The organism is Qipengyuania soli (genome assembly GCF_015529805.1).
Lineage (GTDB): Bacteria > Pseudomonadota > Alphaproteobacteria > Sphingomonadales > Sphingomonadaceae > Qipengyuania > Qipengyuania soli.
This window is the reverse complement of sequence record NZ_CP064654.1, coordinates 2,101,161-2,126,950: the sequence shown is the minus strand read 5'-3', so window position 1 is coordinate 2,126,950 and position 25,790 is coordinate 2,101,161. Positions and strand designations below refer to the sequence as shown.

Sequence of the window (25,790 nt, the reverse complement as noted above, 5' to 3'; positions counted from 1 at the left end):
CGCGCACTGGCGCGCGGTTTCAAGTGCGGGTAGGGGCCCAGCCAATGGCCGACCCCACTGGAATTCACGCGCGCCGCGCCGCGCTTCGCCTGCTCGATGCCGTGCTGCGCCGGGGCGAGACGATGGACATCGCCTTTGCCGCCGCGACCAAGGACGTCCGCCGGTTCGAGGACAAGGCGCTCGCCCGGGCCATTGCCGGCGAAGTCCTGCGGTGGCTGACCGATCTCGACGCCCTGATCGACAGCGCGACGAAGAACAACCTGCCCGACGATGCCAAGCCGCGAATGGTCCTGCGGATGATGCTGGCGCAATGGCTGCGGCTGGAGACGCCGCCCCACGCGGTCATCGCGACGGGGCTCGACCTGCTCGCCGGAGGGCCGCGGCGCCTCGCCCACGGTGTGTTCTCCACTCTCGTCAAGCAAGAGGCTCGCCTGCCCGATGTGCCGACGCTGCCTGGCGAGGTTGCCGCCCGTTGGGGAGAGCGGGCTTCCGCAATCGCGGCAGGGCTGGCCGAACCGCCACCGCTCGACCTGACATTGCGCGACTGGTCGGAGACGGCGCACTGGACGAACCAGCTCTCCGGCGACAGCCTCATGCCCGGGCATGTCCGCCTGCCCCGCGGGGCGAATGTCGAGACGCTGCCCGGCTTCAGGGAAGGCGCCTGGTGGGTGCAGGACCTTGCCGCGTCCTTGCCCGCGCGCCTGCTGGGTAAGGGCGAGGGCCGCCACGTTCTCGACCTGTGCGCCGCGCCCGGTGGCAAGTCGCTGCAACTCGCCGCGCAGGGCTGGAATGTCACCAGCCTCGATATCTCCAAACGCCGTCTCGAATTGCTGCGCGAGAACCTCAAGCGGACCGGCCTCAAGGCTGGCATCGTCCGCGCCGACGCGCTTGCGTGGGAGCCGAAGCACAAGTTCGATGCGATCCTGCTCGACGCGCCATGCACCGCTACCGGGACCGCGCGCCGCCACCCCGATGTCCTCCACCGGATAGGCCCGCGGCAGATCGTCGAGATGGCAGAGCTTCAGGCCGCACTGCTCGAGCGGGCACTGCTATGGCTCAAGCCGGGCGGAACGCTGGTTTATGCCACTTGCTCGCTGGAGCGCGAAGAAGGGGAGGAGCAAGCGGCTCCCATAGCCTTCGCACCCCAGCCGTTCTCGGCAGACGAGTTGCCGGAGGGTCTTGCCCCCACTTCCGAAGGCTGGCTGCGCACCGACCCCGGAATGCTGGCCGAGGCGGGCGGCCTCGACGGGTTCTTCGTTGCGCGCTGGAACTCCTGACTGGCGGAAGGGACTGCCGCCAAGTAGAAGCAGCGCAGATGGGTTCATTCGGGGGGATGAGGCATGCGGGGTAACGGCGAAACTACCGGGGTCGTGCGCGACCGTTTCTATGCCAACTGGAGCCTGGTGATCCTGGTCCTGATCCTGGCCAGCTTCCCGCTGACCTATTTCATTCCCGTGTCCACCGGCAGCAAGCAGTTTGCTCCGATTGTCCATGTCCACGGGGCGATCTTCTTTTCATGGGCTGCACTATTTGCCTGGCAGTCACACCTCGTGGCACAGGGCAAGGTCGCGCGGCACCGCGAGATCGGGCTGGCAGGCATAGCCATATCCGCCCTGATGCTGCCGATGGGGATGATCACCGCGGCCGAGGCCATCGCGCGGCGCATTGGCGAGGGCAATCAGACGCCCTATGACTTCGCCTTCTTCAACCTGATCGACATATTGCTGTTCTCGGGCCTCATGGTTGCTGCGATCGCGACGGTGACGCGGCATCGCGAATGGCATCGCCGCTTTATCTTTGGTGCGGCGCTTTCGCTTCTCTCTCCCGCTTTCAGCCGCTGGACCCTGCAGTTGCCCTTCGCGGCGCCCTGGCCCGACCTGATAACCTACGGATTCGACGCCTTGCTGGTCGTCCTCGCCCTGCATGACAGGCGTGTGATCGGCAAGATCCACCCGGCCACTTGGTGGACCGCCGCCGCCCTTGTGCCGCTGCATGTGGCGAGCCCCTTCATCGCCTATGGCGAGTGGTGGCGCTCGGTCGCTCCGGCCATCTTCGATCCGCTCCTGCTGGGAGCCTAGTCCCCCGTCTGCCTAGCCGGCACCTGCCACCGCAGGATTGGACTTCGGACGCGAACCCGCGACCCAGCCAAAGTAGGTGACGGCGATGCCGGCCAAGGCACCTGCTGCCATCGTCACGCTGCCCGGTATCCGGCCATAAGCTTCGAACAATGGGCCCAGGAACGGCATGTCAGGTGCGAACCACATGATGACCGCCTGGAGCAGGACGAAGAAGATCGTCACCAGCCAAGGCGCCCCATTGGCGCGGTCGCGAAGATAGAGCGCGAAGGCAAAGGCGGCGACCAGGACATCGCTGATGAGGATAGTGTCCATGACAGCGCGTGGACCTTCGCTACCGATCACGTTGAGCCAGGGAATGAACCGGTCGATGACCCGGCTGAAGGGAGATTCGAACAGGATGAGCGGGGTTGCCAGCAAATATCCCGCATGGAGCTTGATTTTCCTGCGGTGCTTGAGAGCGTTGTAGAAAAGGGTGAGATACGCTGCGAGTGCGATGACCATGCCGATGCCGAAGGATGGTCCTGCGACCATGATGAAGTCGCTCTCGGCTGCGACATATCTCGCCGCCGACAAGTTGATGATCGCTACGAACCCGACCATCAGCAAGGGAAACAGAAGAAAGCTCGCCTGTCCCAGGGTCCGGTGCAAGGCATTGTGCTTCCGGTGAATGGCGACGCTCTGGACGACAAGGAAGGCAAGCCAGGCCAGCGCCGTCACGGCGTGAATGTGGAACGCCGCCGGCATGGGTTCGGCCATGGCAAAATAGCTGGCCCAGAACCCCGCCAAGGTAATGGCCAGCACGAAACCAACGAAATAGTGTCCGTAGCGATACGGCATGAGTTTCCCCTCCCCATTTGCCGCGACCACTGACTATCGTTTTGCGGCACCTACCATACGTCGGGCGCGAAGGGAATCATGCCGGTAAGGCGGTTTCGAACCGATATCGGATGGAAGTGCAATCGTGCCCCGCCTGCGTGACCTGCATGGCGATCTCGTCAGAATCCGCTCCATCGATTCTCGAGATTTCGAAAGGGCTGCCCAATTCGACGTAATGGCGGAAGGCCATTTCCGCCCACACGACACGGAGCGCCTGTCCTTCATTCACCAGGCTGGCAAACTGGCGTGCTGCTTCGGCAAGGTGGGCGGAGTTCACGTGGTCACCCGATCCGTCGAGCCAGGGATGGCCCGGAGGCATGCCGTTGGCGCGGTCGATCAGTGCGATCGCGACGCGTCCGTTCAGCGGGGAGAGGAAGGGCCGCTCGCCGGGTGCGATGCCGAGCAGGCGTTCGTCCGCGAAGGCAAAAGTGTCCGACAGTGCCTTGGGCGCCGCTTCCTTGTCCGGCTGGCGCCACTTCTCGAAATCTCGGGTGCGGAAAACCACGCCGCGCCCGTCCAGTCGGCAGATGAGCCTGTCGTCAGCATCGTAGAGGTGGATCGAGAAGCTCTCCTTCCCCTCGATGGTGCTGCGCTCGTAAGTGCCGTGGGCAATCCGGCCGACATCGGGGTCGCCGCATTCCCAGCGCGTCCAGGTCAGCGCCGACCACTTTTCCGGATCCCATTTGCCCAGCGCCATCGCGCTTTCGACACTGACCCAATAACTCAGTGCCTGGATCGCGCCCGGGTGGTGCGGATGGAGCAGCGACCACGGCCAGCGCTCGCCGTCCTGCGAACAGGCGAAGGCCACGCTGCCGTCGGCGCGGACGACATGGTCATGCGTATAGGCGCTGGTCTTCGAACCCTGCATTCGTGCAGGATTGCAGAGCTTCGCCCGTCCGACAATCCGCTACGCTTCAGGCCTCGGTCTTGAGGTACTTCTGGAAGCTCTTGCGCAGCTTCATCAGCTTGGGCGGAATGACCGCGAGGCAGTACGGATTGCGCTGCCCTTCGCCCTCCCAATATTCCTGGTGGTAGTCTTCCGCCGGATACCATTCGGCCGGACCCTCGATGGTCGTCACCGCTTTCTGGCCTGCGTGTTCGGCATCCCAGCGGGCGATGGCCGCCTCGGCCTCGGCGCGCTGGTCGTCGTCGAGCGGGAAGATCGCGCTGCGATACTGGGTGCCGACGTCATTGCCCTGGCGATTGAGCTGGCTGGGGTCGTGCGTGCCCATGAACACATCGAGGAGGTCGGCAAAGGACAGCTGGTCGGCATCATAGGTCACGCGCACGGCCTCGGCATGGCCGGTCGCGCCGCTGCAGACCTCCTTGTAGGTCGGGTGCGCGGCGTTGCCGCCGATGTAGCCGCTCTCAACCTCGGTCACGCCGATCACGTCCTTCATCACCGCTTCGGTGCACCAGAAGCATCCGCCCGCGACGATCGCCTGTTCCATAGCCATGAAAATCTCCTTCGCGCGCCAGATAGGAAGCGGACTTCGACTTGTCATCCGTCCACTGCATGGGCAGTAGGCGCGCGGGGGAGTACGAAGGAGAGACCTGATGCGATACTTGCTGGCGGCTGCCGCTGCCATGGCCCTCGCAGCACCTGCTGCTGCCGACCACCACATGACGGCGGAACATGCCGCCCACAGCCCGTCGCACCACGCGCTGATGATGGCTTTGGCATCGGACGCGCGCAAGGACGACAAGGCGCGCGACCAGTATCGCCATCCTGCGGAAACGCTGTCTTTCTTCCAGGTCGAACCGGGCATGACAGTGGTCGACTACATGCCCGCGAGCGGCTGGTACACGCGGGTCCTGGTGCCCTACCTCGGCACTTCGGGGCGTTACATCGGCCTCAATCCTGATGGCTCGACCGCGAACAACACCGGCTGGGTCGATTACGCTGCCAAGCTGACCCCGCGCTTCAAGGAAGTTTCACCCGGCTGGAATCTTACTGGCGCCCCCGTCTCTGTGATGAACTCGAACGAGATCACCGACGACATGAAGGGCACGGTCGATCGCGTGCTGATCTTCCGCGAAATGCACAATCTGCTGCGCAATGGCGTGATGCACCAGGAACTCACCCGCATCCGCTCGCTGCTCAGGAGCGACGGCATGCTCGGCATCGTCCAGCACCGCGCCAAGGATGACGCCAGTGGCGACTACACCGACGGCAGCAAGGGCTACCTGCGGCAGAAGGACGTCATCGGACTTGTCGAGGCGCACGGTTTCGAACTGGTCGGGATGAGCGACATCAATGCCAATCCCGCCGACCCCGCCAATCACGAACGTGGCGTGTGGGAAATGCCGCCCGTCTGGGGCAGCAAGAAAGAGGAGCTCAAGAACCTTGGCGAAAGCGACCGGATGACGCTGCTCTTCCGCAAGCGCTGAACCGTCAGGCGGCGTTAAGGTCGCGACCGTAAGTCATGTGACATTATCTCATTTGGGGAGAATGTCACATGATTCGCAAGACTTGCCTGATCACCGCGCTGCCGCTGGTGCTGGCCGCCTGCTCCGACCGCGCCGACGAGACCCGCGGCGTGGACCATGGGGAGACGCTCTTATCGGTCAGTGCCAGCGGGCAGGCGGAAAGCACTCCAGACCGCGCGCAGTTCGACGCGGGCATCCAGACCTGGGCGCGCTCTGCACGGGATGCGAGCAAGGCGAACGGCGAGAAGATCGCGGAGATCGTCGCGGCCCTGCAGAAGCTCGGGATCGCGGAAAAGGACATCCAGACCCGCGCCGTGAGCGTCCAGCGGATCGACTGGGGTGATCGCAAGGGCCAGTTCCAGGCGGGTAATGTCGTGTCGGTGACGATGCGCGATCCCGGGAAGGTTGGCGATGCCGTCACCGCGGTGACCGAGGCAGGGGCCAATATCGTTTCCGGTCCGAACCTCTCGATGACCGATCCCGAAGCGACCGCCAACCTTGCCTATGCCGACGCGTACAAGGCGGCGCGCAAGCGGGCCGAGGCCTATGCCGAGGCGGCAGGGATGGAGGTGAGCCGGGTGCTCTACATCCGCGATGCCGGAGGGCAGCAGGGCGACACATGGCTGCGCGGCGCGGATGCGATGGCGATCCAGGTCGAGCAGGCCGCACCGCCGCCGCCCGTGGCTCCGCCGCCGCCGGTCATGCGCACCGCCAATCCCGGCATGATGGTCGGCACGACGCGGAGCAGTGTCTATATCCAGGTGGACTTCGCCCTCCGGGAGAAATAGTGCGGGCGACATGAGAGAACTGACCCTCGCCGTCCTCCAGCTCCCGCTCGCTCGGCCCGATGCGGCGGACAATATCGCTGCCGTCTCCGCGCTAGTCGAAGAGGCTGCGGGCAAGGGTGCGCAGGTGATCCTGCCGCCCGAACTATTCGCCGGCGACTACTTCTGCCGCGAAGAGGACGAGGCACTGTTCGCCCGTGCCCATCCGACCGCCGATGACCCGAGCGTCGCGGCGATGCGCGAACTTGCGCGCAAGCATGGCGTCGCCATCCCGACCAGCTTCTTCGAGCGCGACGGGCACCACTATTACAACACGCTCGCCATGATCGGCCCCGATGGCGAGATCATGGGCACCTATCGCAAGAGCCATATCCCCGATGGCCCGGGCTACGAGGAAAAGTACTATTTCCGCCCGGGCAATGACGGGTTCAAAGTGTGGGACGTGTTCGGAGCGCGCATCGGCGTCGGCATCTGCTGGGACCAGTGGTACCCGGAATGCGCGCGCGTCATGGCATTGAAGGGCGCCGAAGTGTTGCTCTATCCCACGGCAATCGGGTCCGAACCCTATGACGCCGATCTCGACACCAGCCGCATGTGGCGCCGGGCGATGATCGGCCACGCGGTGTCGAACTGCATGCCGGTGGCCGCATCCAACCGCATCGGGCACGAAGGTCCCGCCGACCGCGCCCAGAGCTTCTACGGACACAGCTTCATCTCGGACGAATGGGGCGATCTGGTGGAAGAATTCGGCGCTGAGGAAATCGGCGTGCTGGTGGCGACGCTCGATCTCGACCGGGCGAAGAAGCACCGCGCGGGCATGGGTTTCTTCCGCGACCGGCGCCCGCAGCTTTACGGCCGGATCAGCGAGGACATCTGAGCCTGTGGGCGGGGGGATCGGCCAGGGCGAACTCGACCGGCTCTTCTCTGCCGCACTGGAAGCGGCGGTCGCCCGCCTCGAGAAGGACGGCCATTTCTTCCCGCTGATCTTCGAACTGCGCGCAGACGGCACGGTCCAGGCGATTGCCATGCTCGAAACCGGCGCGGTCGAGGGCGACGCAGTTGCCCGCATGTTCGATGTCCTGCGCCAGAGAGGCGAGGAAGGTCTCATCCGCGGTGCGGCCATCGCCTGCCATGAGTCCGGCAACAGCCAGGTGGAAGTCCACCTGCGCGCGCCGAACTACGCGAGCAACATCATTGTGCCCTTCACGGTTACGACACGCGGTTTCTTCCGCCGTCGGCGTGAGCTCACGCTTGGCGAATTTTTGGCCCGTCATGCACAGAACGAGGTCTTTCCCGCGGATTAGCGCCCGGCCAGTTCCTTCAGGATCCAGTACCAGTGGTCGAGCCCGTCATAGAACGACTTGACCAGGAGCCGCTCGTCCAGCCCATGGGCATACATGTCCTGCGGCCTGCTGGCAGCGGCGCTGATCGCCACCGTGTCGTAGCCCAGGCGCCGGTAATGCATCCCGTCGGTCCCACCCGATTCCATGTAGGGGACGATGGGTATCGCCTTGCCGTAGCGCTTCGCCAGCGAGACCTCGATTGCCTTGCGAACATCGTCACGCAACTTGCTGTCCGGACCCTCGACCGGGTCGCCCATGGTCTCGAACTTGATGTCGGGATTGGCGACAACCTTTTCCAGGGTAGCTTTGGTTGCCGCCACGCCTTCACCCGGGAAGACACGGCAATTTACCGTCGCCGTAACCTTCTGCGGCAGCGCGTTCTCGGCGTGTCCGCCATCGATCATCGTGGCGACGCAGGTGGTGCCAAGCGTGCCGACAAATTCGGGGCTGGCGCGCAGGGCGGCTATGGCCTTTGCGTCGGTCGGGTCCTTGGCGAAAGCCTGCAAGGCCGCTCCGGCCTCGCCGGGAATCCTCTGGCCGAGCGATCCGAGATAGCTGCGGGTCAGTTCGGTCGCGCGAACCGGGAAGCTGTAATTCTCGATCGCCAGCAGGGCACGCGACATGTCGTACAGCGCATTGTCCTTGCGCGGACGCGAGGAGTGACCGCCCTTGTTGGTCGCGACGAGATGGAACGAGACGAAGGTCTTCTCCCCGGCCTGCACCAGTTGCGCGAGTGGCGCGAAGTCGTCCGACAATCCGATCCCGCCCGCATCGGAGTTGAGGATGAATTCGGGATCGACGTTCTCCGCCACCCACTTCGCCTGTGCGCGGGTCGAGATCATCCCGCTTTCCTCGTCGCCAGAGAAGACCAGGTAGAGGTCCCGCTTCGGCGTCCAGCCTTCCTTCTTCAGCCGGATGAATGTCCCGCTGAGATTGGCGACGCCATACTTGTTGTCGGTCGTGCCCCGGCCATAGAAATAGCCGTCTGCCTCGGTCAGTTCGAACGGGTTGCGCACCCAGTCTTCGGGCCGCGCATCGACCACGTCCATGTGCGCCAGCATTACGATCGGCTTGGCCTTCGCCTTGCCCTTGGCGCTGTATCGAACGATCAACCCCTGCGTCGGGTCGCCATTGGCATCATAGTCGGTGACCATGATGTCATCCTTGGAGAAGCCCGCATCGAGGAACTGCTTGGAGAGGTAGGCGACCATGTCGTCGACCTGGCCATTGCCGCGCGAGGTCCGGAAAGCGATGATGTCGCGATAGATGTCATGGACGCGCTGCTGGTGTTCGGTCAGCTTTGCGCTAGCGGTGTCCTGAGCCGATGCCTGTCCTGCCATGGCCAGCGCACCCGCCAGCAGTATCGCCTTCATCCGCATCCACTCTCTCCCTGTTCCCCTGTGGGTGCGCGGACGCTAGGGCGAGGGAATGGTCGAGGCAAGCGAGCATTGTTACCTCATCGGGATCGGATCCAACATGCGGGTGCCGGGCATCGGCAATCCGCGTGCCGTCATCATCCATGCAGTTGACGCGGTGGCCGAGCTGGGACTGGATGTGGCGGCGGTATCGCGGGTGATCGAGACCCGCCCCGTTGGTCCTGCCTCGCGCAACTATGCCAATGCGGCGGCGATCGTGTACACGCAGCTTGACCCGCCTCAGGTCCTGCACCGTTTCAAGGAAATCGAAGCGGCCTTCGGCAGGCGGCATCGCGGGCTTCGCTGGCGTGCCAGACCGCTCGACCTCGACCTCGTCCTGTGGAGCGGAGGGATCTGGGTATCACCCGAACTTGCCATCCCGCATCCGCACTTCAGGACAAGGCCATTCGTAATACGGCCCGCAGCGGAAGTAGCGCCGGGATGGAAGGACCCGGTGACGGGTCTTACGCTCCGCCAGCTCGCCTTTCGCGGCGCTTGAAGGGCGCTGCAGGGTTGCCACGATAGATCGTCCAAGGGTCGGTATCTTCGAACAACGCTCCGCGTGCCGCGAGCACCGAACCGTCGCTCATTGCCACTCCCGGGCCGACGAATGCCTCTGCAGCCACCCAGCAGCGATTGCCGAGGTCGACAGGGCGCAAGATCAACTGGAACTCGGGATCGTTCACGTCGTGCGTGCTGGCGCAAAGATGCGCACGCTGCGACACGACCGTGTCGTTGCCGATCGTGATGTAACCTTGGTTATAGATGATCGCGCCGGGGCCAATCAGGACATTGTCCTTGAGTGTGAGGTTAGCCGGCAGCCATATGTTGACGCTGGCATGGACGCGGCAGTTTTCTCCGATCACCGCTCCGAACGAGCGTAGAAGGAAGGCGCGCCACGCATGCAGTGGGGGAGGTGTCCATCGTGCCAGCACCAGCCAGCTCGTCCGCCAGAAGACGCGCATGAGCCGGTTGCCGAGGGTGAAGGAAGGCCCACCCGTGCGACTGGCGGATTCCCTTGCGTCCAAGGGTTTCCAGAATTGCGCGACATTTGTTGTTTTCATACCCGGAATCTATAGGCCCAGCGGGTTAACAACAAGGTCAGACCGCTTGACCATCCCCTGCCATCTGCCTAGTGGCGCTCGCGTGGTCGGGCCCTTAGCTCAGTCGGTAGAGCAACTGACTTTTAATCAGTAGGTCGCTGGTTCGAACCCAGCAGGGCTCACCACGAATTATCTGTCGAATCTTGCCCGGACTGCTAGAGGGTTGTGGTGGTTTCCAGGGTTCGCATCCAGCAATCGCCTTATTGCTTTGTAGTTGCAGCGTATTTGTGCGCTTGCAGCCCTGCTTTCGCACAGGCCCAGGAAAGCGTACTGCCCGCTTCGCAGGAGGCGACAGACCTGCCTGAGCCAGAAGGCAGCCCGCTGGCAATCGACTTCGCGAGCGATCCGATCCTCAACCTTGCGCAAGGTGCCGCGGACGTTGACGAATTTCGCAGGATCGTAGCCGCGGCACTCCAGGAAAACGCCGTGCGGCGCGAAGCCGAGGCGCGCATCAACCTTGCCGAGGCACAGGTGGCCGAAGCCAAGTCGGGATACGAACCGCGGGTCGACCTTTCGGTGAATTCCTTTCGCACGATTGCACGTGATTTCAGCAATGATCCCTTCAACCTCCTCGAACGATCGCGACCGAGCAAGCGCACCGATGCCCTTGCCGAAGTCGAGTACACGGTGTTCGATTTCGGCGCGATCAATGCCGCGATTGCAGCGGCCGAAGCGCGCCTGAAGGCCGCCGGCCACGACCGGGATGCTGCCGCCACACAGATCGTAACGCAGGTTGTCACCACGTGGTATTCCGTCTTTGCCTACCAGTCGCTGACCCGCCTCGCGGAAGGTTTCGTCGCGGCACAGGACGACATCGAGAAGGCCGTCGACAACCGGATTGCACAGGGGGCTTCGGCACCCAGCGAAAAGGCCCGTGTCGCTTCGCTGCGTGCCGACGGCGAGATCCGGCTTGCCCAGTTCCAGCGCCGTCTCGCCAGTGCCGAGGCGCGCTTTCGGGAGCTGACCGGGATGGAGCCCCCCCCGCTCCTGCGGCGTGCACCCTTGCTCGAGGCCGGGCGGTTCAGTCGCGATTTCGTGGTCGCTGCCGCGGCTGACGCGCCAGAGGTCCAGAGCGCCGAGGCGCTGGCGCAGGCCGCAAGGATCGACGTCAACAACTCGCGCGCGAGCCAGGCGCCACGCGTCGCTGCGCGTATTGACGCGGGTCGCTATGGCGTATTCGAGGATCGCGAAGATTACGACGTCCGTGCGAGTCTCAACCTGCGTTACCGCCTCTTCGGCGGAGGCGGGCGTGCCCGCATCGACCAGGCGCAGGCGCGGGCGGATGCCGCGACAGCGACTGCCGATCGGGTGAAGCAGGAGAGCGAGCGCGATGCCGCGGTCGTCTGGGCCGACGTCGATGCTCTGGAGAAGCAGCTCGTGGCACTCGAGGCTTCCTATCGTTCCGCCCGGCAAACCCGGGACGTCGTGTTCCGTCGGTTCGCCGCGCTGCGCGGGTCGCTGTTCGACGTATCGGAAGCACAAAGCGCCTATCTTGGCGCGGCGGTCGCCTATATCGAGGGCCTGACCGAGCTCGATGCGGCTCGCTATCTCCTGCTGGCAAGAACCGGCAGGCTGCTCGACCTGTTCGAGCGCGAAGGGGGGAATGCCGAGTAATGAGCGCCGAACCGCTCGTCGAAGTGCCGGGCAAGCGGCTGGCCGACTGGCTGGTCGAGCCGATCCGCGCCAATTGGCGGACCTATTCCAAGGTCGTCATCGCCGCGACACTGATCAATATTTTCGCACTGGTGTCGTCGCTGTTCACGATGACCGTGTACGACCGCGTGGTGCCGAACAACGCCTTCGGATCGCTGGCGGCCCTGTCGATCGGTCTCGGCATCATCATCGTCTTCGACTTCGCGCTGAAATTGCTGCGCGCCTACTTCGTCGATCATGCGGGCATGAATATCGACCGGGAAATCGGCGAGACCGTGTTCGGGCGCCTGATCGAGATGCGGCTCGAATTGCGCAAGGGTTCGACCGGCCAGTTGACTGGCCTGATGCGCGAACTGGAAACCATGCGCGACTTCTTCGCTTCGGCGACCCTGGCCGCGGTGGTCGATGTGCCGTTCATCATCATCACCCTGGTCGTCATCGCGATTATCGGGGGCTGGGTCGTGCTGGTTCCGGCTCTGATAGTCCCTCTTGTCATCCTTGTCGGCTGGGGTGCGCACCCCGCGCTGCAGCGGCTTTCGGCCAAGGCCATGGACGAAGGCTTGCACAAGCAGTCGGTCCTCGTTGAAACGATCGGCAGTATCGAGGCGGTGAAGACCGCAGGGGCGCGTCAGCTTTTTGAAGAACGTTGGCGCAAGGCGGTCGAAGGCCATGCGGCGGTCTCGCTCAAGCAGCGCCTCATTGCGGCAATCGGTACGACCTTCGCAACCTCGGCAGGCACGATTTCGTATGCCGGCGTCGTCATTGTCGGCGTTTTCTCGCTCGCGGACAATCGCCTAACCATGGGTGGGCTTATCGCCTGCTCGATCCTTGCGGGGAGGGCGATTGCGCCGCTGGCGCAAATCTCGCAACTGGTGTCACGCATCACGGCCACCCGCACAGCCTATCGTCAGGTGCGGGCTTTGATGGAGCGCCCCCCCGAGGGTCCCGGTGCCGATGCTATCGAACTCGATAAGCCGCGAGGCGAAATCGAATTACGGAATGTCGCTTTCCAGTACCCGGGCGCTACGAACAAGGCGCTCGACGGTGTGAGCCTCAAGATCGCGCCCGGTGAGAAAGTCGGCCTGATCGGTCGCGTGGGTTCAGGCAAGTCCACGCTCGCGCGCATGATCCTCGGCCTCTACCCACCGCAGGAAGGCATGGTGCTGTTCGACGGGATCGATATTGCCCAGCTCGCCCCGGCATCGCTACGAAATTCGGTAGCTTCGGTGCTGCAGGAACCGGCGCTGTTTTCCGGCACCATTCGCGAGAATATCGTTCTCGGTCGCAATGCGGTCGATGACGAGGAAATGCTCCGCGTAGCGCGCCTTTCGGGTACGGACGCCTTCGCCAGCCGCATACCGCGAGGGTACGATTTGCGCCTCGTCGATCGGGGAGAGGGGTTGTCGGGCGGACAGCGCCAATCGATCGCCATCGCCCGCGCCCTCGCTGGCAAGCCACCGGTCGTCGTCATGGACGAACCGACCAGTGCCATGGATGCACAAACCGAAGCCGACCTGATCGCGCGGCTGAAGGACGAATTTGCGAAGCGCACGCTAATCGTCGTCACGCATCGCCAGCCCTTGCTCACTCTCGTCGATCGCCTCGTGGTTGTCGATGACGGAAAGATCATGGCTGACGGTCCGCGCGACGAGGTCCTGTCAAAGCTGGCCCGAGCAGCGCGCGGCACACCGGTCATATCGCAGAAGGTCAAGGGCTAGTGAGCGAGCGTGAGGAGCTTTTCGCCGAACACGAAGGCGATGCGGAGGGGCGCCTCGAGGGCATGGTCAATGCGATCGAGCCGCGCACCGCGTCGCGCTGGCTGTTCTGGGGCATCGTCGGCTTCTTTGTGATCTTCCTCGCCTGGGCATCGCTTGCCGAGGTCGACCGCACCGTGCGCGGTATGGGGCGTGTCATTTCGAGCAGCGAGTTGCAGGTCATCTCCAGTCTCGAAGGGGGCGTGGTGGAGGAAATCCTCGTCACGACGGGGCAGGCCGTGAAGGCGGACGATCCGCTGCTTCGTCTCGATCCCACGGAAACCGGTTCCTCGCTTGGCAGCACGTCCGCGACGGCAGGTGCGCTGGAAATGAAAGTTGCCAGGCTTGAGGCTGAAATTGCGGGCCGTGCACCACGCTTTCCGGCTCCGGCAGACGAAGAAGCCGCTCGGCAGTTACGGGTCGAACAGGCGCTCTATTCTTCGCGCCAGGCCGACCTCCAGAGTGCCCTCACCAGTTCGCGCGCACAGCTGGCGCGTTCGCGGCAGATGGTCACCGAGGCCGAGCGACAGGTCGATGCCGTGGCCAGCCGCGCCTCGGCCGCGCGCTCGGAGGCCGATCTCTTGCGGCCCCTTGTCGAGCAGGGGATCGAGCCGCGCCTGTCGCTGGTTCGGGCCGAAAGCCAGGCGGCGAGCGCGGAGGCCGAACTGGCCGGCGCACGCGCGGCCGTTGGCCGGGCTCAGGCCCAGGTTACAGAGGCAGGTGCCAATCTCGACCGCGTTGCGCGCGACTGGCGTGCGCAGGCGGCGAACGAACTCGCCCTTGCACAGGCAGAGCTGGGATCACGGTCGGCGGCAATTCCGGCGCTGCAGGAACGGCTCGCGCGGACCACATTGCGATCGCCTGTCGCGGGCACAGTCAACCGGGTGCTGGTCAACACGCGCGGCAGTGCGGTCTCGACCGGCCAGCCGCTGGTGGAGATCGCTCCTTCGGACGACACGCTGCTCGTCGAAGTCAGGATCCGCCCGCAGGACATCGGCACGGTTCGCATCGGACAACAGGCACGCATCGGCATCACGGCTTTCGACCAGGCCGTCTACGGCAAGCTCGAAGGCAAGGTCGTGACGATCTCCCCGGACTCGATCGTCGACGAGAAGCGGGGCGAGGTCTATTACCTCGTTCGCGTACGGACCGAGGCCGAGGCGCTTCCGTCGGACAAGGGTGACCTTGCGATCGGTCCGGGCATGGTCGCTGACGTCAGCCTCCTCGGCGACAAGCGCACCGTGCTTCAGTACATCCTCACCCCGCTGCTGCGTTTCCGCGACACGGCCTTGCGCGAATAGGCGGTCAGCTACGGTTCAAGGGGCTTGCACGAAGCTTCCGCCCGATGGAAAACCTGCTGCGAAAGGTGATGCGATGAGCCAGGGTGTGACGATTGCGATGGCGCTGATGCTGGCCAGCTGCACCACCACTGCAGGAGAAGGGATTGCCGTGAACGAGACGCCCGATCGTTGTATTGTGGATGGTGCATCGCTTGCCGGGCTCGATCACGATACGATCTGCTCCGTCGTCCGCCAGGAATTCCGTAGTGCTGGCGGCAGTGACGCGATGGGTATCGCCATCGCTATCGTCTCGGACCGACAGGCGCATGGACGGCTGCTCGACGCCGATGGCCAGGAGGTCGCCACTCTTACGCTCGACATTTCCGATGCCACGCTGAACGAGAGCGCGTTCCGCCACTTCGGTGGATCGCTGGCACAGGTCGCGCAAAGCAAGACCGACAAGAGCACCTGACGAACCATGGAAGCGGTGAGGCTCGTCATCTTCGCGCGCCTGCCGCAGCCGGGAATGGTGAAAACAAGGCTGATCCCGGCATTGGGCGAAACGGGCGCAGCAGAACTCTACCGGCGCTTGCTCGACCACACGCTGGCGGAGGCTCGTGCGTCGGGCCTTCCGGTCGAACTGCGGGTGACCGGCGGTGAAATTGCGGATTTCAGGCAGATCTTCGGCGATGATTTCGACCTTGTAGAACAGGGCGAGGGCGATCTTGGCGAGAGGCTTGACCGGGTCCCGACTCCGGCAATCATCATCGGCAGCGATTGCCCGGGAATTTCAGCACCGGTCCTGCGTGCCGCAGCCGATGCCCTCGTCGAACGTTCGGTGGTGCTGGGCCCAGCGACCGACGGTGGATACTACCTCATCGGCCACAGGGAACCGGTGTCGTTCCTGTTCGAGAACATGGCATGGAGCACGCCTTCGGTCTTCGCCGAGACCCTTGTACGCCTTGCTGCGCGCGGCATCGGCCCTGCCATCCTTCCCGAGCTCGCTGACATAGATACGCCGGAAGACCTCGCCAGCTGGCCGGAACTCCAGTGAGCGTCAGCCTGGTCATCCCGGCGCTCGACGAGGCAAAGGCCCTCCCGGTGCTAGTCGCGCACCTGGCCAAGCTTTATCCGCGCCCTCGGGAAATCGTGTTGGTCGATGGCGGCAGCACCGATTCAACCACCAAGCTGGCTCAGGCGGCGGGCTGGAGGGTGGTCGAGTGCGAAAAGGGCCGGGCGCTGCAGATCAACCGCGGCGTGACCGAGGCTCAGGGAGAGCTGGTATGCGTCGTTCACGCCGACAGCCTGCCACCTTTCGACATGGTCTCCGTGATTGAGGCGACGCTGGCCGAAAAGCGGATTGCGCTGGCAAGTTTCACCCCGCTCATCCGTGGACCGGACAAGACCCGGTGGGGGACAACGGCACACAACTGGATCAAGACCTGGTACGCGCCGCTCATTACCCGCCCGCACCTCTTCTTCCGAGGTGTGAGGCTGCTATTCGGCGATCATGCCATGTTCTTCCGCCGCGCGGATTTCCTCGCCATCGGGGGCTGTACGCCAGGCGATGCCGTGATGGAGGAAGCGGACCTGTGCGTGAAATTTGCACGCCTCGGGAAGATCCGCATGGTGCCGCGCTGGGTGATTACGTCCGACCGCAGGATCGCCGCATGGGGTCCGCTCAAGGCCAACTGGATCTATTTCAAGGTCGGCATCCTGTGGGCTCTCGGCCTGCGCCACCGGATGGCGGAGAACTATCCCGATATCCGCTAGGCGGCGGAGAGGAAACCGACTGCGATGCAATGGTCGATCAGGCGCCGGATGTAGGGTTCGCCGGTCGGAGGGCATGCACTTCCGGTAAGTACGCGAAAGGCACTGTCGTCAAATTGGGGGTCGCGCTGGAAGTAGGCGGCGTAAAGGCCAGCAACCCGCTTGTAGAGGCGGCGTTCGAGCGCGGGCAGGCTCGCCGGATCGAACCTCGCCGGTTCGACCAGCGCCGGTTCGTGGAACTGCGGATAGGCGCCGATGGCGTGAATGAAGCGCTCGATCGGCAGTGTTCTGCCCGCAACGAGGTGGAATGTCCGGCCGGACGCTTCGTCCATGTTTTCGGCGATAGCCACGATGCCGCCCGCGACATGGTCGATCGGCACGAAATCGAGTGTCGCCCCAGGAGTTGCGGCCATGTGGCGCACCCGACCCTCGGCAATCAGCTTGAATGCGGCATAGGTGGTGTCGAACTGCCTGATCGCGCCGCTGGCATGTTCCCCGACCACGACCGAAGGCCGTGCAATGGCCCATGGCAGGCCGCTATTGCGAACGAGCCGCTCGCCCGCGGCCTTGCTCGCCTCATAGCCGTTGGCATAGCCGCTCTCGGGCAGCGGATCGTCTTCCCTGATCGGGCCGTTGCGATCGCCGCACACATAGGCGGTGGATACGTGCAGGAATTCCATTCCCCCAGCTTCGGCGAGGGCGATGGCATTGGCCGTGCCGCCGACATTTACCGCGGCATAGTCGGCCTCATCGAGATCGAACCGCACGGTCGCAGCGCAGTGGATGAGGAGATCGTGTCCGGCAGCTATGCGGGCAAATTCGTCCTCGCTCCAGCCCATTCGCGGCAGCGACACATCGCCCGGCACGATCTCGCCAACCGCAACCTTCGTCCCGTCATTCGCAAGAATGTCCGGCGTGCGATGGACCATCGCCGTGACGCTGTGGCCACGGGCGACGAGCCGCGCGCACACCTCACCGCCGAGCAGGCCCGCGGCACCGGTAACCAGTATCCTCGAAATGGCGAAACCCTCTTGGTGTTGAAGTCCCGTTTCGTTTCCTAGGGATTTCGGGTTACGGGGCAAGGCGATGAAATTCACCCATGACGTAATCGTGATCGGCGGCGGGGCCGCAGGGCTAACCGCTGCGGGCGGCTGCGCGCTGTTCGGCCTCAAGGTAGCGCTGATCGAGGGCCACAAGATGGGGGGCGAGTGCCTCAACAATGGCTGCGTCCCCTCGAAGGCGCTGATCACTGCGGCAAAGCGCGCTGCCGAAGCGCGCGAAGAGAAGCGCTTCGGAGTTACGCTGGCGGCTCCGCAGGTCGACTGGACCGGCGTGCGCGGCCATATCCGCGATGCCATCGCCGGGATCGAGCATCACGATTCGGTCGAGACCTTCGAGGAAATGGGCTGCGAGGTCCTGCTCGGCCATGCTCGGATGACCGGGCGGCAGTCGGTCGAGGTCGCGGGCCGGACCCTGCATGCTCCGCGCATCGTTATCGCGACCGGCTCCGAACCGGTCGTCCCGCCGATCGAGGGCATCCACGATGTTCCTTACCTCACCAACGAGAACCTGTTCGAAATCGACGAATTGCCGGGGCATCTCGTCATCATCGGGGGCGGGGTGATCGGCATGGAAATGGCGCAGAGCTTCCGCCGTCTCGGAAGCGAAGTGACGGTGATCGAGCCTCATGACCTCATGGGCCGCGACGATCCGGAATCGGTGGCGGTCGTGGTCGATACGATGAAGGGCGAAGGTGTGCGCTTCGTGCACGGGGCGGCGAAGAAGGTCGAAGGCGAAGCCGGACAGGTCACGGTCCATACCGATGGCGGTGAGACAGTCTCGGGCACCCACCTGCTGCTCGCCGTAGGACGCAGGGCACGGGTCAGGGGCTTCGGGGCGGAAGATCTGGGCATCGCCCTTGGCGGCAACGGCTTCAGGGTCGATGCCCGCCGTCGCACCTCGGTGAAGGGCATTTACGCGATCGGCGATTGCCGGGCGGGCCCACGACTGACCCATGTGTCGGGATACGAGGGCTCCAACGTCGCGCTCGAGATCGTCACCGGCCTGCCGACCAAGGTCGACTACAAGGCGCTTCCCTGGTGCACCTATACCGAACCGGAAGTCGCGCAGATCGGCATGACTGAGGCCGATGCCCGCAAGGCGCATGGCGACAATATCACAGTCGTGCGCGAGGAATTCTCCGAGAACGAACGCGCCGTCGCGGAAGGGTATACCAGGGGCCACATGAAGATGGTGCTCAAGGGCAAGAAGGTGCTCGGCGTCAGCATCGTCGGCAGGAATGCCGGCGAACTGCTACTGCCCTTCACCCAGTCGATCACGGGCAAGAGCAGCACCTTCGCGCTCGGCAGCGCGATCATCGCCTATCCGACCCGCAGCGAGATTTCCAAGGCGTCTGCCTTCAGCGCGTGGGAGCAGACCGTATTCGGCGGCCTGCCCAAGAAATACGCCGCACTCGTGGCAAGGCTGCGCCGGGCATTGTCCTGATGGCGAGCCGCAACGCGCCTGTCGGACCCTCGCCCTTCGCGGTGGAGGCACCGCCTCTCCCGCGCGAAAAGTTCGTCGATCCGCATGTCACCGCGAAGGGGGAGGCGCGCGCAACGGTGCCGCTGGTCAGTCTCGACACGCTCTGGCTCAATACCGGGACGCTGTGCAATCTCGCCTGCGCGACCTGCTATATCGAGAGCAGCCCAACCAATGATGCGCTGGTCTATCTGACTCTCGCGGATGCGACCCCCTTCCTTGACGAGGCCCACGGCTTCGGCCCGCGCGAGATAGGGTTCACGGGCGGCGAGCCCTTCATGAACCCCGAAATCCTGCCGATGCTCGATGCGGCCCTGTCGCGCGGGTTCGAGGTGTTGGTGCTGACCAATGCCATGCGTCCGATGCGGCGGCACGAGGAAGCTTTGCTGGAAATGCACCAGGCGTATGGCGACAGGCTCACGCTGCGCGTCAGCCTCGACCATCACACCAAGCCCGTGCACGAGGCCGAGCGGGGCTTGCGCAGCTGGGACCCGGCGATGGAAGGCTTAAGCTGGCTGTCGCAAAACGGCTTCTCGATTGCCGTCGCCGGGCGTCTTCTCCCCCACGAGGATGAGCAAACCGCCCGCGATGGATATGCGCAGCTCTTCGCCGACCGGGGCATAGCCATCGACGCCCGCGATCCGGCGCGGCTGGTGCTGTTCCCCGAAATGGACGCAACCCGGGACATCGCCGAGATCACGACCGAATGCTGGGACATCCTCGGCAAGTCGCCTGCCGAGGTCATGTGCGCCAACAGTCGCATGGTCGTCCACCGCAAGGGCGAAAGTGCGCCGCGCGTCGCCGCCTGCACGCTGCTACCCTACGAGGCAGGCTTCGACATGGGTGCGACGCTGGCGGAGGCTTCGGGCGAGATTGCCCTCAACCACCCGCATTGCGCGCGTTTCTGCGTCCTCGGCGGGGCGAGCTGTTCGGCCTAGCGCGCGTCCAGCCAGCGGGCGAAAGCCACTCCGCCGGTGATGAGGAAGGGCACGAGGACGATGCTGAGCACGACCTTGGCGATCACCTGGCCGATCAGCAAATTGGTGATCGGGAACTCGCCGTAGAAGGCGAGGGTGATGAAGATCACCGAATCGATCGCCTGGCTCAATGCCGATGCGATCGCGCCGCGGATCATCAGCGATGCGGTGCCGCCGCCATCGCCCGTGCCGCGCAGGCGCGCGAAGATCCAGACGTTGAGCAGCAGCGATACGCCATACGCCGCGGGGCCTGCCGCCATGATGCGCGGGGTGCTCGACAGCACGGTCTCGAAAGCGCCGAGCCGGGTCGCATCCATGTCGGGCGAGGCGGGCAGGCCAAGCACGAGGAAGATAAGCAAGGCCGAGATGGCGAGCGGAACGAAGCCCCAGATCACCAGCAGGTTGGCGCGCGCCTGTCCGTAAAGCTGGGCCAAGGTGCTCGAGATCACCACCAGCAGCAGGTAGGGGAAAATGCCCGCCTCGACTGCCAGGTCGCTCGGCACAAGGCGCACCTGCTTGAACGCCAGGACGCCCGCCAACACGGTCATGCCGCCATAGAGAAGCGTGTAGACGAACAGGGCCCGCGGCATGGCGGCTGCGGCCATATGCTTCTCGTTGGCGATGGCGTCGGTCATTCGGGGTCCTTCACAAGCTGTTCACAGGCGATGCTGCGATAGGGCGCGAAAATTGACTAACGGCCCGCCACGCGCAAGACAGCCGTTGATTTCATCCGCAACTTGTCCGCCCTTCGAGGATTTCGCACCATGCCGCCAATCGTCATCAACCTGCTCGGCATCGTCGCGATCCTTGCGATCGCCTTCCTGCTTTCGGTCGGCAAGCGCCGCATCAAGCTGAGGGTGGTTGGCGCGGCGTTCGCGTTGCAGGCGTTCATGGCGTTCCTCGTGCTGGGCACCACAGGCGGTCGTGCGGTCATCAAGGGCATGGCGGACGGGGTCGCGGCGCTGCTGTCCTATGCGGGGCAGGGGACGCAGTTCCTCTTCGGACCGAACGAGACCAACCCGCTCGCCAACACCTTTGCGCTGGGGGCGCTGCCGGTGATCATCTTTTTCGCCGCGCTCGTTTCGATCCTCTACCATCTCGGCATCATGCAGCGCGTGGTGCGCTGGGTCGGCGGGGCGATCGGCTGGGTGACGGGCATTTCCAAGGTGGAATCGCTCGGTGCGGCGGCGAATATCTTCGTCGGCCAGTCGGAAAGCCCGCTCGTCGTGCGCCCCTATCTTGCTGCCCTGTCGCCCAGCCGTCTGTTCACCCTCATGAGCGTCGGCATGGCCGGCGTGGCAGGCACGATCTTGGCCGCATATGCGGGCCTGCTCGGTAACAGCTACCTGCCCTTCCTCCTCGCCGCCGCTTTCATGTCGGCGCCGGGCGGCATCCTGATGGCGAAGATCATCATGCCCGACGAGGACGAAGCGAACGATCCGCAGGGCGGTGTCGCGCTGCCCGCCGCGCGGATCAGCGGTGACGGACCGGCGGCGATCACCGAAGGCGACAAGCCGCACGAGGTCGAGGTCGCCGAGACCTTCGAGGAAGGCCACAAGCCTGCCAACATCATCGAAGCCGCGGCGCAGGGCGCGCAGACCGGCGTCAAGCTGGCGGTGGCGGTCGGTGCGATGGTGCTCGCCTTCGTCGCGCTGGTTGCTCTGGCCAACGGCATTCTCGGCGGGATCGGCGGCTGGTTCGGCATGGCCGACCTGTCGTTCCAGAAACTGCTCGGCTTCGTCTTCGCGCCGGTCATGTACCTGCTGGGCGTTCCCTGGGCCGAGGCCGGGGCCGCAGGCGGGCTGTTCGGCACCAAGATCGTGCTCAACGAATTCGTCGCCTTCATCGACCTCGGCGCGATGGAGCCGGGCGTGTTGAGCGAGCGGACCCGCGCCATCGTCACTTTCGCGCTGTGCGGTTTCGCCAACTTCAGCTCGATCGCCATCCAGATGGCAGTGACTGGCGGGCTTGCGCCAAATCAAAGACCGGTCATCGCCAAGCTGGGATTGCGCGCTCTCGCCGCCGGCAGCCTCGCCAACCTGATGAGCGCGGCGCTGGCGGGACTCTTCCTCCCGTATTAAGGGCGCACACATTATGACCGACTCGAAAACCGAAATTGCGGTTGTGTCACTCGCACAGCCGCTCGAAACCATTGCCGACGATCTTGGACGCAGCTTCGAGGAGTATGGCTTCGCCGTAATCCGCGACCATGGCATCCCGCAGGAACTGATCGACCGCGCCGAAGCTTTGTCGAAGGCGTTCTTCGCGCTGCCCGAAGAGGCCAAGCGGGCCTATCACATTCCCGGCGGCGGCGGCGCGCGCGGCTATACTCCGTTCGGGACCGAGAAGGCCAAGGACGCCAAGGTCCATGACCTCAAGGAATTCTGGCACGTCGGGCGCGAGCTTCCCGAAGGTCACCCGCTCGCCCAGTACATGGCCGACAACGTCTGGCCGTCGGAGGTCGAGGGTTTCCGCGAGACCTTCAGCGAACTCTATGCCGCGTTCGAGGCGGCCGGCGCGCGCGTGCTCGAGGGCATCGCACTGCACCTCGGCCTCGATCGCGATTATTTCGCCGCCACCGTCAAGGACGGCAATTCGGTGATGCGCCTGCTGCGTTACCCACCGCTGGAAGGTGCCGAAGCCGAGGGCGCCATCCGCGCAGCGGCTCATGGCGATATCAACACCATCACGCTTTTGCTGGGAGCAGAAGAGGCCGGTCTCGAACTGCTTACCGCGCAGGGCGAATGGAAGGCTGTCGCGCCGCCCGAAGGTGCGCTGGTAGTCAATATCGGCGACATGCTCGATCGTCTGACCAACAACAAGCTGCGTTCGACCACCCACCGCGTCGTCAACCCGCGCGGGGAGGCTGCTTACCGGGCACGTTATTCGATGCCGTTCTTCCTGCATTTCCGGCCGGATTACGTCATCGAAACGCTGCCCTCGTGCATCGATCCCGAGCGGCCGGAGCATCATCCCGAACCGATTTCGAGTCACGATTTCCTCTTGCAGCGCCTGCGCGAAATCAATCTCGTTTAGGGACGCTGCATTGCAGCATTATTGGCAGGAATTCGCGGGATAGCTGGAAAAGTTATCCCGCGTTGCCTTTCTGCAACATATCTAAGTATCTGATATAAAGCGATTTATTCGGGATTTCCGGTGCTCGTGAGTCAATGCGGCCACGGTTGTCTTGACTCTGTCATAAATCCTCCGCTTTGCCGAAACGTCACCGGAATAACCGGGCACCGCTTTCCTTTGAGCACATAGTTTCGGACACGTAAGGGGTCTTCAAGATGAAGTTCAAATATCTCCTGACTGCTTCGGCGGTCGGCATTGCAGCAAGCGCAATGGTCGCTTCGCCAGCAGCAGCCCAGTCAACCGGTTCGGCCGACTTCGACGACGAAAACGTCATCGTCGTTTCGGGCGCCCGCGCAACCGATGTCGGTGGCGTCGATATTCCGGATTCGCCCAAGGCGAAGGTCCAGATCGACTCCGAACTGATCGGCCGCCAGACCCCCGGCCAGACGATCAACGATACGCTGAACCTCGTCCCGGGCGTCAGCTTCACCAACAACGACCCGTTCGGTTCGCTTGGTGGCAGCTTCACCATCCGCGGCTTCTCGTCGGACCGTATCTCGCAGACCTTCGACGGCGTTCCGCTGAACGACTCGGGTAACTATGCGCTCTACACCAACCAGATGCTCGACCCCGAAATCATCGAGTATGCGACCGTCAGCCTCGGTTCGACCGACGTCGACAGCCCGACCGCCTCGGCAGCCGGCGGTACGATCAACATCCGCTCGAAGGTTCCCGACGACGAGTTCGGCGTCCTGACCAGCATCACCTACGGCAACATCATTTCGCGCGGCGACCCGGGCGACCGCATGATGTACCGCTTCTTCGGCAAGATCGAGACCGGTGAACTGACTGCCGGTGGCCTCAAGGCCTACATCAGCGCTTCGCGTACCGAGAACGACTCGACCTTCTCGAACTACGGCGGCGTCGACAAGCAGCAGTACAACGCCAAGCTGTTCCAGCCGCTGGGCGACAATGGCGACTTCATCTCGATCGCCGGTCACTACAACCAGAACCGCAACAACTTCAACGGCTCGCCGTCGAACTTCAGCGGTATCGAAACCTATGCCATCCAGGATCCGGAAGACCGCTTCTACGACCTGTCGGACGGCACGCCCTGCACGCTCGTCGATGGCGTCAATGGCGTCCAGGACCGCTACAACTCGTGCGGCACTCCCTTCGAGCGTCGTTACAACCCCTCGAACACGGGCAACATCCGCGGCAACTCGCGCTTCTCGATCGGCGACTCGCTGACCCTCACGGTCGACCCGAGCTTCCAGTACGTGAAGGCCAACGGCGGCGGCACCTCGATCGGTTACGAAGGCTTCTCGCCCGACGGTTTCACCGGCGGCATCTTCCGGACCGATGCGCGTAATCCGCAGCGCAACAACCGTTCGACGCAGTACTACTACTTCGGCGGGACCGACCTGAACGGTGACGGCGATACGCTGGACTACGTGACGATCCTTTCGCCCAGCCACACGCAGACCCGTCGTTATGGCGTGATCGCCAACCTGATCTACGACATCGACGCCAACAACCGCGTTCGTCTGGCCTACACCTTCGACCGCGCGCGTCACCGCCAGACCGGCACCGCAGGTTCGCTGCTGCCGAACGGCGAGCCGGTGGACGTATTCCCGATCAACGATCCGCTGCTCGACAACGATGGCGTTGCGCCCCAGAAGCGTAACCGCCTTTCGTATGCTACACTCAACCAGGTTTCGGCAGAGTATCGTGGCGAGTTCGGTAACCTCGTTGCCCAGGTGGGTGTGCGTGCACCGTTCTTCTCGCGTGACCTGAACCAGTACTGCGTTACGACCGACGCATCGGGCAACGTGAACTGCATCAACGGCGACGCCGACATCGCAGCTTACGTGGCAGCCAACTCGAGCTACGTCGCGCCGGTTTCGGCGAAGTACAAGTACGACAAGCTGCTCCCGAACGTAGGCCTTACCTACAACTTCACCGACGCCTTCAGCGTCTTCGCAAGCTACGCGAAGAACCTGTCGGTCCCGGGCACGGACAGCCTTTACGGCTCGCTCTTCGTCGGTGTTGCACCGGTTCCGGAAACCTCGGACTCGTTCGACCTCGGCCTCCGTTACCAGACCGGTAACGTCCAGGCTCAGGTTTCGGGCTGGTTCAACCGCTACAACAACCGTCTGGCCTCCGCCTACGATCCGGTTCTTGACCGCACCATCACCCGCAACCTGGGCACGGTCGACAAGTACGGTATCGACGGCAGCATCTCGTGGAAGCCTTCGGACCCGTTCCTGCTCTATGTCTTCGGTTCCTACCTGAAGTCGGACATCAAAGACGACGTCCAGACCGGTGCCAACTCGTTCGCTGCAACTGCCGGCAAGCGTGAAGCCGGCGCTCCGAAGTTCACCCTCGGCGCCCGCGCCCAGGCCGAACTTGGTCCGGTGGAACTCGGCGCGCAGATCAAGCGCACCGGCGTCCGCTATCTGAACGACATCAACACCGTCGAGCTTCCGGGTTACACCGTGGCCGATCTCGACATGCGCCTCTCGCTGGGTCACTTCAACGAAGACCTCGAAAAGGCATACGTCCAGATCAACGTCACCAACCTGCTCGATGAAGTCTACATCGGTTCGGCATCGACCGGCCTAACGACTTCGGGTGCGTTCGTGAACATCGGCCCGCCGCGCGCCTTCACCGCGTCGCTCATCTGGGGCTTCTAAGACAATAAGGCACC

At 63.9% G+C, this 25,790-nt stretch carries 25 protein-coding genes and 1 tRNA gene; 19 read left to right on the top strand and 7 right to left on the bottom strand.

All coding sequences use genetic code 11. From position 1 onward, the window contains the following. The first annotated feature begins 44 nt into the window (after positions 1-44). Entirely contained in the window at positions 45-1,277 is a 1,233-nt protein-coding gene (locus IRL76_RS10595; protein WP_200981308.1) for an RsmB/NOP family class I SAM-dependent RNA methyltransferase, read from the top strand. 63 nt (positions 1,278-1,340) lie between these two features. Further along, positions 1,341-2,078, top strand: coding sequence for a hypothetical protein (locus IRL76_RS10590; RefSeq protein WP_200981307.1), 738 nt, complete (start codon positions 1,341-1,343; stop codon positions 2,076-2,078). A gap of 12 nt (positions 2,079-2,090) precedes the next feature. Here IRL76_RS10590 and IRL76_RS10585 read toward each other — a convergent pair whose 3' ends face one another. The 3 genes from IRL76_RS10585 to msrA all read right to left on the bottom strand — a co-directional run bounded on the left by IRL76_RS10585 (position 2,091) and on the right by msrA (position 4,405). Beyond that, the gene (locus tag IRL76_RS10585; protein WP_200981306.1) at positions 2,091-2,915 is read right to left on the bottom strand and encodes a hypothetical protein; all 825 of its coding nucleotides are present in this window, start codon (positions 2,913-2,915) and stop codon (positions 2,091-2,093) included. A 76-nt stretch (positions 2,916-2,991) separates the two neighbouring features. After that, the gene (locus IRL76_RS10580; RefSeq protein WP_200981305.1) at positions 2,992-3,822 is read right to left on the bottom strand and encodes a hypothetical protein; all 831 of its coding nucleotides are present in this window, start codon (positions 3,820-3,822) and stop codon (positions 2,992-2,994) included. Positions 3,823-3,868: 46 nt separating this feature from the next. Next, positions 3,869-4,405, bottom strand: a complete 537-nt coding sequence (gene msrA, locus IRL76_RS10575) for a peptide-methionine (S)-S-oxide reductase MsrA (RefSeq protein WP_200984285.1) — start codon at positions 4,403-4,405, stop codon at positions 3,869-3,871. A gap of 106 nt (positions 4,406-4,511) precedes the next feature. Between msrA and IRL76_RS10570 the strand changes: the two genes are divergently transcribed. The 4 genes from IRL76_RS10570 (at position 4,512) to IRL76_RS10555 (ending at position 7,473) form a co-directional block, all read left to right on the top strand. Further along, positions 4,512-5,345, top strand: a complete 834-nt coding sequence (locus tag IRL76_RS10570) for a class I SAM-dependent methyltransferase (protein ID WP_246449698.1) — start codon at positions 4,512-4,514, stop codon at positions 5,343-5,345. Between the two features lie 68 nt (positions 5,346-5,413). Continuing rightward, complete coding sequence (locus IRL76_RS10565; protein WP_200981304.1) at positions 5,414-6,172, top strand: SIMPL domain-containing protein; 759 nt, start codon at positions 5,414-5,416, stop codon at positions 6,170-6,172. Between the two features lie 10 nt (positions 6,173-6,182). After that, complete coding sequence (gene aguB, locus IRL76_RS10560; RefSeq protein WP_200981303.1) at positions 6,183-7,046, top strand: N-carbamoylputrescine amidase; 864 nt, start codon at positions 6,183-6,185, stop codon at positions 7,044-7,046. A gap of 4 nt (positions 7,047-7,050) precedes the next feature. After that, positions 7,051-7,473, top strand: coding sequence for a hypothetical protein (locus IRL76_RS10555; protein ID WP_200981302.1), 423 nt, complete (start codon positions 7,051-7,053; stop codon positions 7,471-7,473). Here IRL76_RS10555 and IRL76_RS10550 read toward each other — a convergent pair. Continuing rightward, on the bottom strand, positions 7,470-8,885 hold the full coding sequence (locus IRL76_RS10550) for a M20/M25/M40 family metallo-hydrolase (protein WP_246449696.1): 1,416 nt from the start codon (positions 8,883-8,885) through the stop codon (positions 7,470-7,472). The genes IRL76_RS10555 and IRL76_RS10550 overlap by 4 nt on opposite strands. A gap of 55 nt (positions 8,886-8,940) precedes the next feature. Between IRL76_RS10550 and folK the strand changes: the two genes are divergently transcribed. Continuing rightward, entirely contained in the window at positions 8,941-9,426 is a 486-nt protein-coding gene (folK, locus tag IRL76_RS10545) for a 2-amino-4-hydroxy-6-hydroxymethyldihydropteridine diphosphokinase (RefSeq protein WP_200981300.1), read from the top strand. On the opposite strand, the gene IRL76_RS10540 is transcribed toward folK, so the two are convergent. Then, positions 9,392-9,955, bottom strand: a complete 564-nt coding sequence (locus IRL76_RS10540; RefSeq protein ID WP_246449694.1) for an LbetaH domain-containing protein — start codon at positions 9,953-9,955, stop codon at positions 9,392-9,394. The two genes, folK and IRL76_RS10540, sit on opposite strands and share 35 nt — an antisense overlap. A 124-nt stretch (positions 9,956-10,079) precedes the next feature. Between IRL76_RS10540 and IRL76_RS10535 the strand changes: the two genes are divergently transcribed. The 7 genes from IRL76_RS10535 (at position 10,080) to IRL76_RS10505 (ending at position 16,490) form a co-directional block, all read left to right on the top strand. After that, positions 10,080-10,155 (top strand) — tRNA-Lys (locus IRL76_RS10535). 100 nt (positions 10,156-10,255) lie between these two features. Continuing rightward, positions 10,256-11,644 carry a TolC family protein gene (locus tag IRL76_RS10530; RefSeq protein WP_200981298.1) on the top strand — a complete coding sequence of 463 codons (1,389 nt, stop codon included), beginning with the start codon at positions 10,256-10,258 and terminating at the stop codon, positions 11,642-11,644. Next, entirely contained in the window at positions 11,644-13,401 is a 1,758-nt protein-coding gene (locus tag IRL76_RS10525; protein WP_200981297.1) for a type I secretion system permease/ATPase, read from the top strand. The genes IRL76_RS10530 and IRL76_RS10525 overlap by 1 nt, the downstream gene beginning before the upstream one ends. Further along, on the top strand, positions 13,401-14,738 hold the full coding sequence (locus IRL76_RS10520) for an HlyD family type I secretion periplasmic adaptor subunit (RefSeq protein ID WP_246449691.1): 1,338 nt from the start codon (positions 13,401-13,403) through the stop codon (positions 14,736-14,738). Before IRL76_RS10525 ends, IRL76_RS10520 begins: the two co-directional genes overlap by 1 nt. A 73-nt stretch (positions 14,739-14,811) precedes the next feature. After that, positions 14,812-15,189, top strand: a complete 378-nt coding sequence (locus IRL76_RS10515; protein ID WP_200981296.1) for a hypothetical protein — start codon at positions 14,812-14,814, stop codon at positions 15,187-15,189. Positions 15,190-15,195: 6 nt separating this feature from the next. Beyond that, positions 15,196-15,771, top strand: coding sequence for a TIGR04282 family arsenosugar biosynthesis glycosyltransferase (locus IRL76_RS10510; RefSeq protein WP_200981295.1), 576 nt, complete (start codon positions 15,196-15,198; stop codon positions 15,769-15,771). Then, positions 15,768-16,490, top strand: a complete 723-nt coding sequence (locus IRL76_RS10505; RefSeq protein ID WP_200981294.1) for a glycosyltransferase — start codon at positions 15,768-15,770, stop codon at positions 16,488-16,490. Before IRL76_RS10510 ends, IRL76_RS10505 begins: the two co-directional genes overlap by 4 nt. Here the strand turns inward: IRL76_RS10505 and IRL76_RS10500 are convergent. Then, entirely contained in the window at positions 16,487-17,494 is a 1,008-nt protein-coding gene (locus IRL76_RS10500; RefSeq protein WP_281388137.1) for an SDR family oxidoreductase, read from the bottom strand. The two genes, IRL76_RS10505 and IRL76_RS10500, sit on opposite strands and share 4 nt — an antisense overlap. A 79-nt stretch (positions 17,495-17,573) precedes the next feature. On the opposite strand from IRL76_RS10500, the gene IRL76_RS10495 reads away from it, so the two are divergent. Both IRL76_RS10495 and IRL76_RS10490 read left to right on the top strand, forming a co-directional pair. Next, positions 17,574-18,992: a dihydrolipoyl dehydrogenase family protein gene (locus IRL76_RS10495; protein WP_200981293.1), complete on the top strand. Its 1,419-nt coding sequence runs from the start codon at positions 17,574-17,576 to the stop codon at positions 18,990-18,992. Next, positions 18,992-19,966 carry a radical SAM protein gene (locus IRL76_RS10490; RefSeq protein ID WP_200981292.1) on the top strand — a complete coding sequence of 325 codons (975 nt, stop codon included), beginning with the start codon at positions 18,992-18,994 and terminating at the stop codon, positions 19,964-19,966. Before IRL76_RS10495 ends, IRL76_RS10490 begins: the two co-directional genes overlap by 1 nt. Here the strand turns inward: IRL76_RS10490 and IRL76_RS10485 are convergent. Beyond that, complete coding sequence (locus IRL76_RS10485) at positions 19,963-20,640, bottom strand: queuosine precursor transporter (protein ID WP_200981291.1); 678 nt, start codon at positions 20,638-20,640, stop codon at positions 19,963-19,965. The genes IRL76_RS10490 and IRL76_RS10485 overlap by 4 nt on opposite strands. A gap of 129 nt (positions 20,641-20,769) precedes the next feature. Between IRL76_RS10485 and IRL76_RS10480 the strand changes: the two genes are divergently transcribed. The 3 genes from IRL76_RS10480 (at position 20,770) to IRL76_RS10470 (ending at position 25,776) form a co-directional block, all read left to right on the top strand. Beyond that, a complete protein-coding gene (locus IRL76_RS10480) occupies positions 20,770-22,086 on the top strand; it encodes a NupC/NupG family nucleoside CNT transporter (RefSeq protein ID WP_200981290.1) in 1,317 nt (438 codons plus the stop codon). Positions 22,087-22,099: 13 nt separating this feature from the next. Then, positions 22,100-23,041 carry an isopenicillin N synthase family dioxygenase gene (locus tag IRL76_RS10475; RefSeq protein ID WP_200981289.1) on the top strand — a complete coding sequence of 314 codons (942 nt, stop codon included), beginning with the start codon at positions 22,100-22,102 and terminating at the stop codon, positions 23,039-23,041. 254 nt (positions 23,042-23,295) lie between these two features. Continuing rightward, complete coding sequence (locus tag IRL76_RS10470; protein ID WP_200981288.1) at positions 23,296-25,776, top strand: TonB-dependent receptor; 2,481 nt, start codon at positions 23,296-23,298, stop codon at positions 25,774-25,776. The last annotated feature ends 14 nt before the right edge of the window (positions 25,777-25,790 follow it).

Excerpts from the sequence above, each read along its gene's own strand:
- IRL76_RS10470 (WP_200981288.1), top strand. The coding sequence starts at position 23,296 with ATGAAGTTCAAATATCTCCTGACTGCTTCGGCGGTCGGCATTGCAGCA.
- folK (WP_200981300.1), top strand. The coding sequence starts at position 8,941 with ATGGTCGAGGCAAGCGAGCATTGTTACCTCATCGGGATCGGATCCAAC.
- IRL76_RS10495 (WP_200981293.1), top strand. The coding sequence starts at position 17,574 with ATGAAATTCACCCATGACGTAATCGTGATCGGCGGCGGGGCCGCAGGG.
- IRL76_RS10480 (WP_200981290.1), top strand. The coding sequence starts at position 20,770 with ATGCCGCCAATCGTCATCAACCTGCTCGGCATCGTCGCGATCCTTGCG.
- IRL76_RS10580 (WP_200981305.1), bottom strand. The coding sequence starts at position 3,822 with ATGCAGGGTTCGAAGACCAGCGCCTATACGCATGACCATGTCGTCCGC.
- IRL76_RS10565 (WP_200981304.1), top strand. The coding sequence starts at position 5,414 with ATGATTCGCAAGACTTGCCTGATCACCGCGCTGCCGCTGGTGCTGGCC.
- IRL76_RS10485 (WP_200981291.1), bottom strand. The coding sequence starts at position 20,640 with ATGACCGACGCCATCGCCAACGAGAAGCATATGGCCGCAGCCGCCATG.
- IRL76_RS10595 (WP_200981308.1), top strand. The coding sequence starts at position 45 with ATGGCCGACCCCACTGGAATTCACGCGCGCCGCGCCGCGCTTCGCCTG.
- IRL76_RS10585 (WP_200981306.1), bottom strand. The coding sequence starts at position 2,915 with ATGCCGTATCGCTACGGACACTATTTCGTTGGTTTCGTGCTGGCCATT.
- IRL76_RS10490 (WP_200981292.1), top strand. The coding sequence starts at position 18,992 with ATGGCGAGCCGCAACGCGCCTGTCGGACCCTCGCCCTTCGCGGTGGAG.
- IRL76_RS10525 (WP_200981297.1), top strand. The coding sequence starts at position 11,644 with ATGAGCGCCGAACCGCTCGTCGAAGTGCCGGGCAAGCGGCTGGCCGAC.
- aguB (WP_200981303.1), top strand. The coding sequence starts at position 6,183 with ATGAGAGAACTGACCCTCGCCGTCCTCCAGCTCCCGCTCGCTCGGCCC.
- IRL76_RS10515 (WP_200981296.1), top strand. The coding sequence starts at position 14,812 with ATGAGCCAGGGTGTGACGATTGCGATGGCGCTGATGCTGGCCAGCTGC.
- IRL76_RS10590 (WP_200981307.1), top strand. The coding sequence starts at position 1,341 with ATGCGGGGTAACGGCGAAACTACCGGGGTCGTGCGCGACCGTTTCTAT.
- IRL76_RS10510 (WP_200981295.1), top strand. The coding sequence starts at position 15,196 with ATGGAAGCGGTGAGGCTCGTCATCTTCGCGCGCCTGCCGCAGCCGGGA.
- IRL76_RS10570 (WP_246449698.1), top strand. The coding sequence starts at position 4,512 with ATGCGATACTTGCTGGCGGCTGCCGCTGCCATGGCCCTCGCAGCACCT.
- IRL76_RS10550 (WP_246449696.1), bottom strand. The coding sequence starts at position 8,885 with ATGAAGGCGATACTGCTGGCGGGTGCGCTGGCCATGGCAGGACAGGCA.
- IRL76_RS10475 (WP_200981289.1), top strand. The coding sequence starts at position 22,100 with ATGACCGACTCGAAAACCGAAATTGCGGTTGTGTCACTCGCACAGCCG.
- msrA (WP_200984285.1), bottom strand. The coding sequence starts at position 4,405 with ATGGAACAGGCGATCGTCGCGGGCGGATGCTTCTGGTGCACCGAAGCG.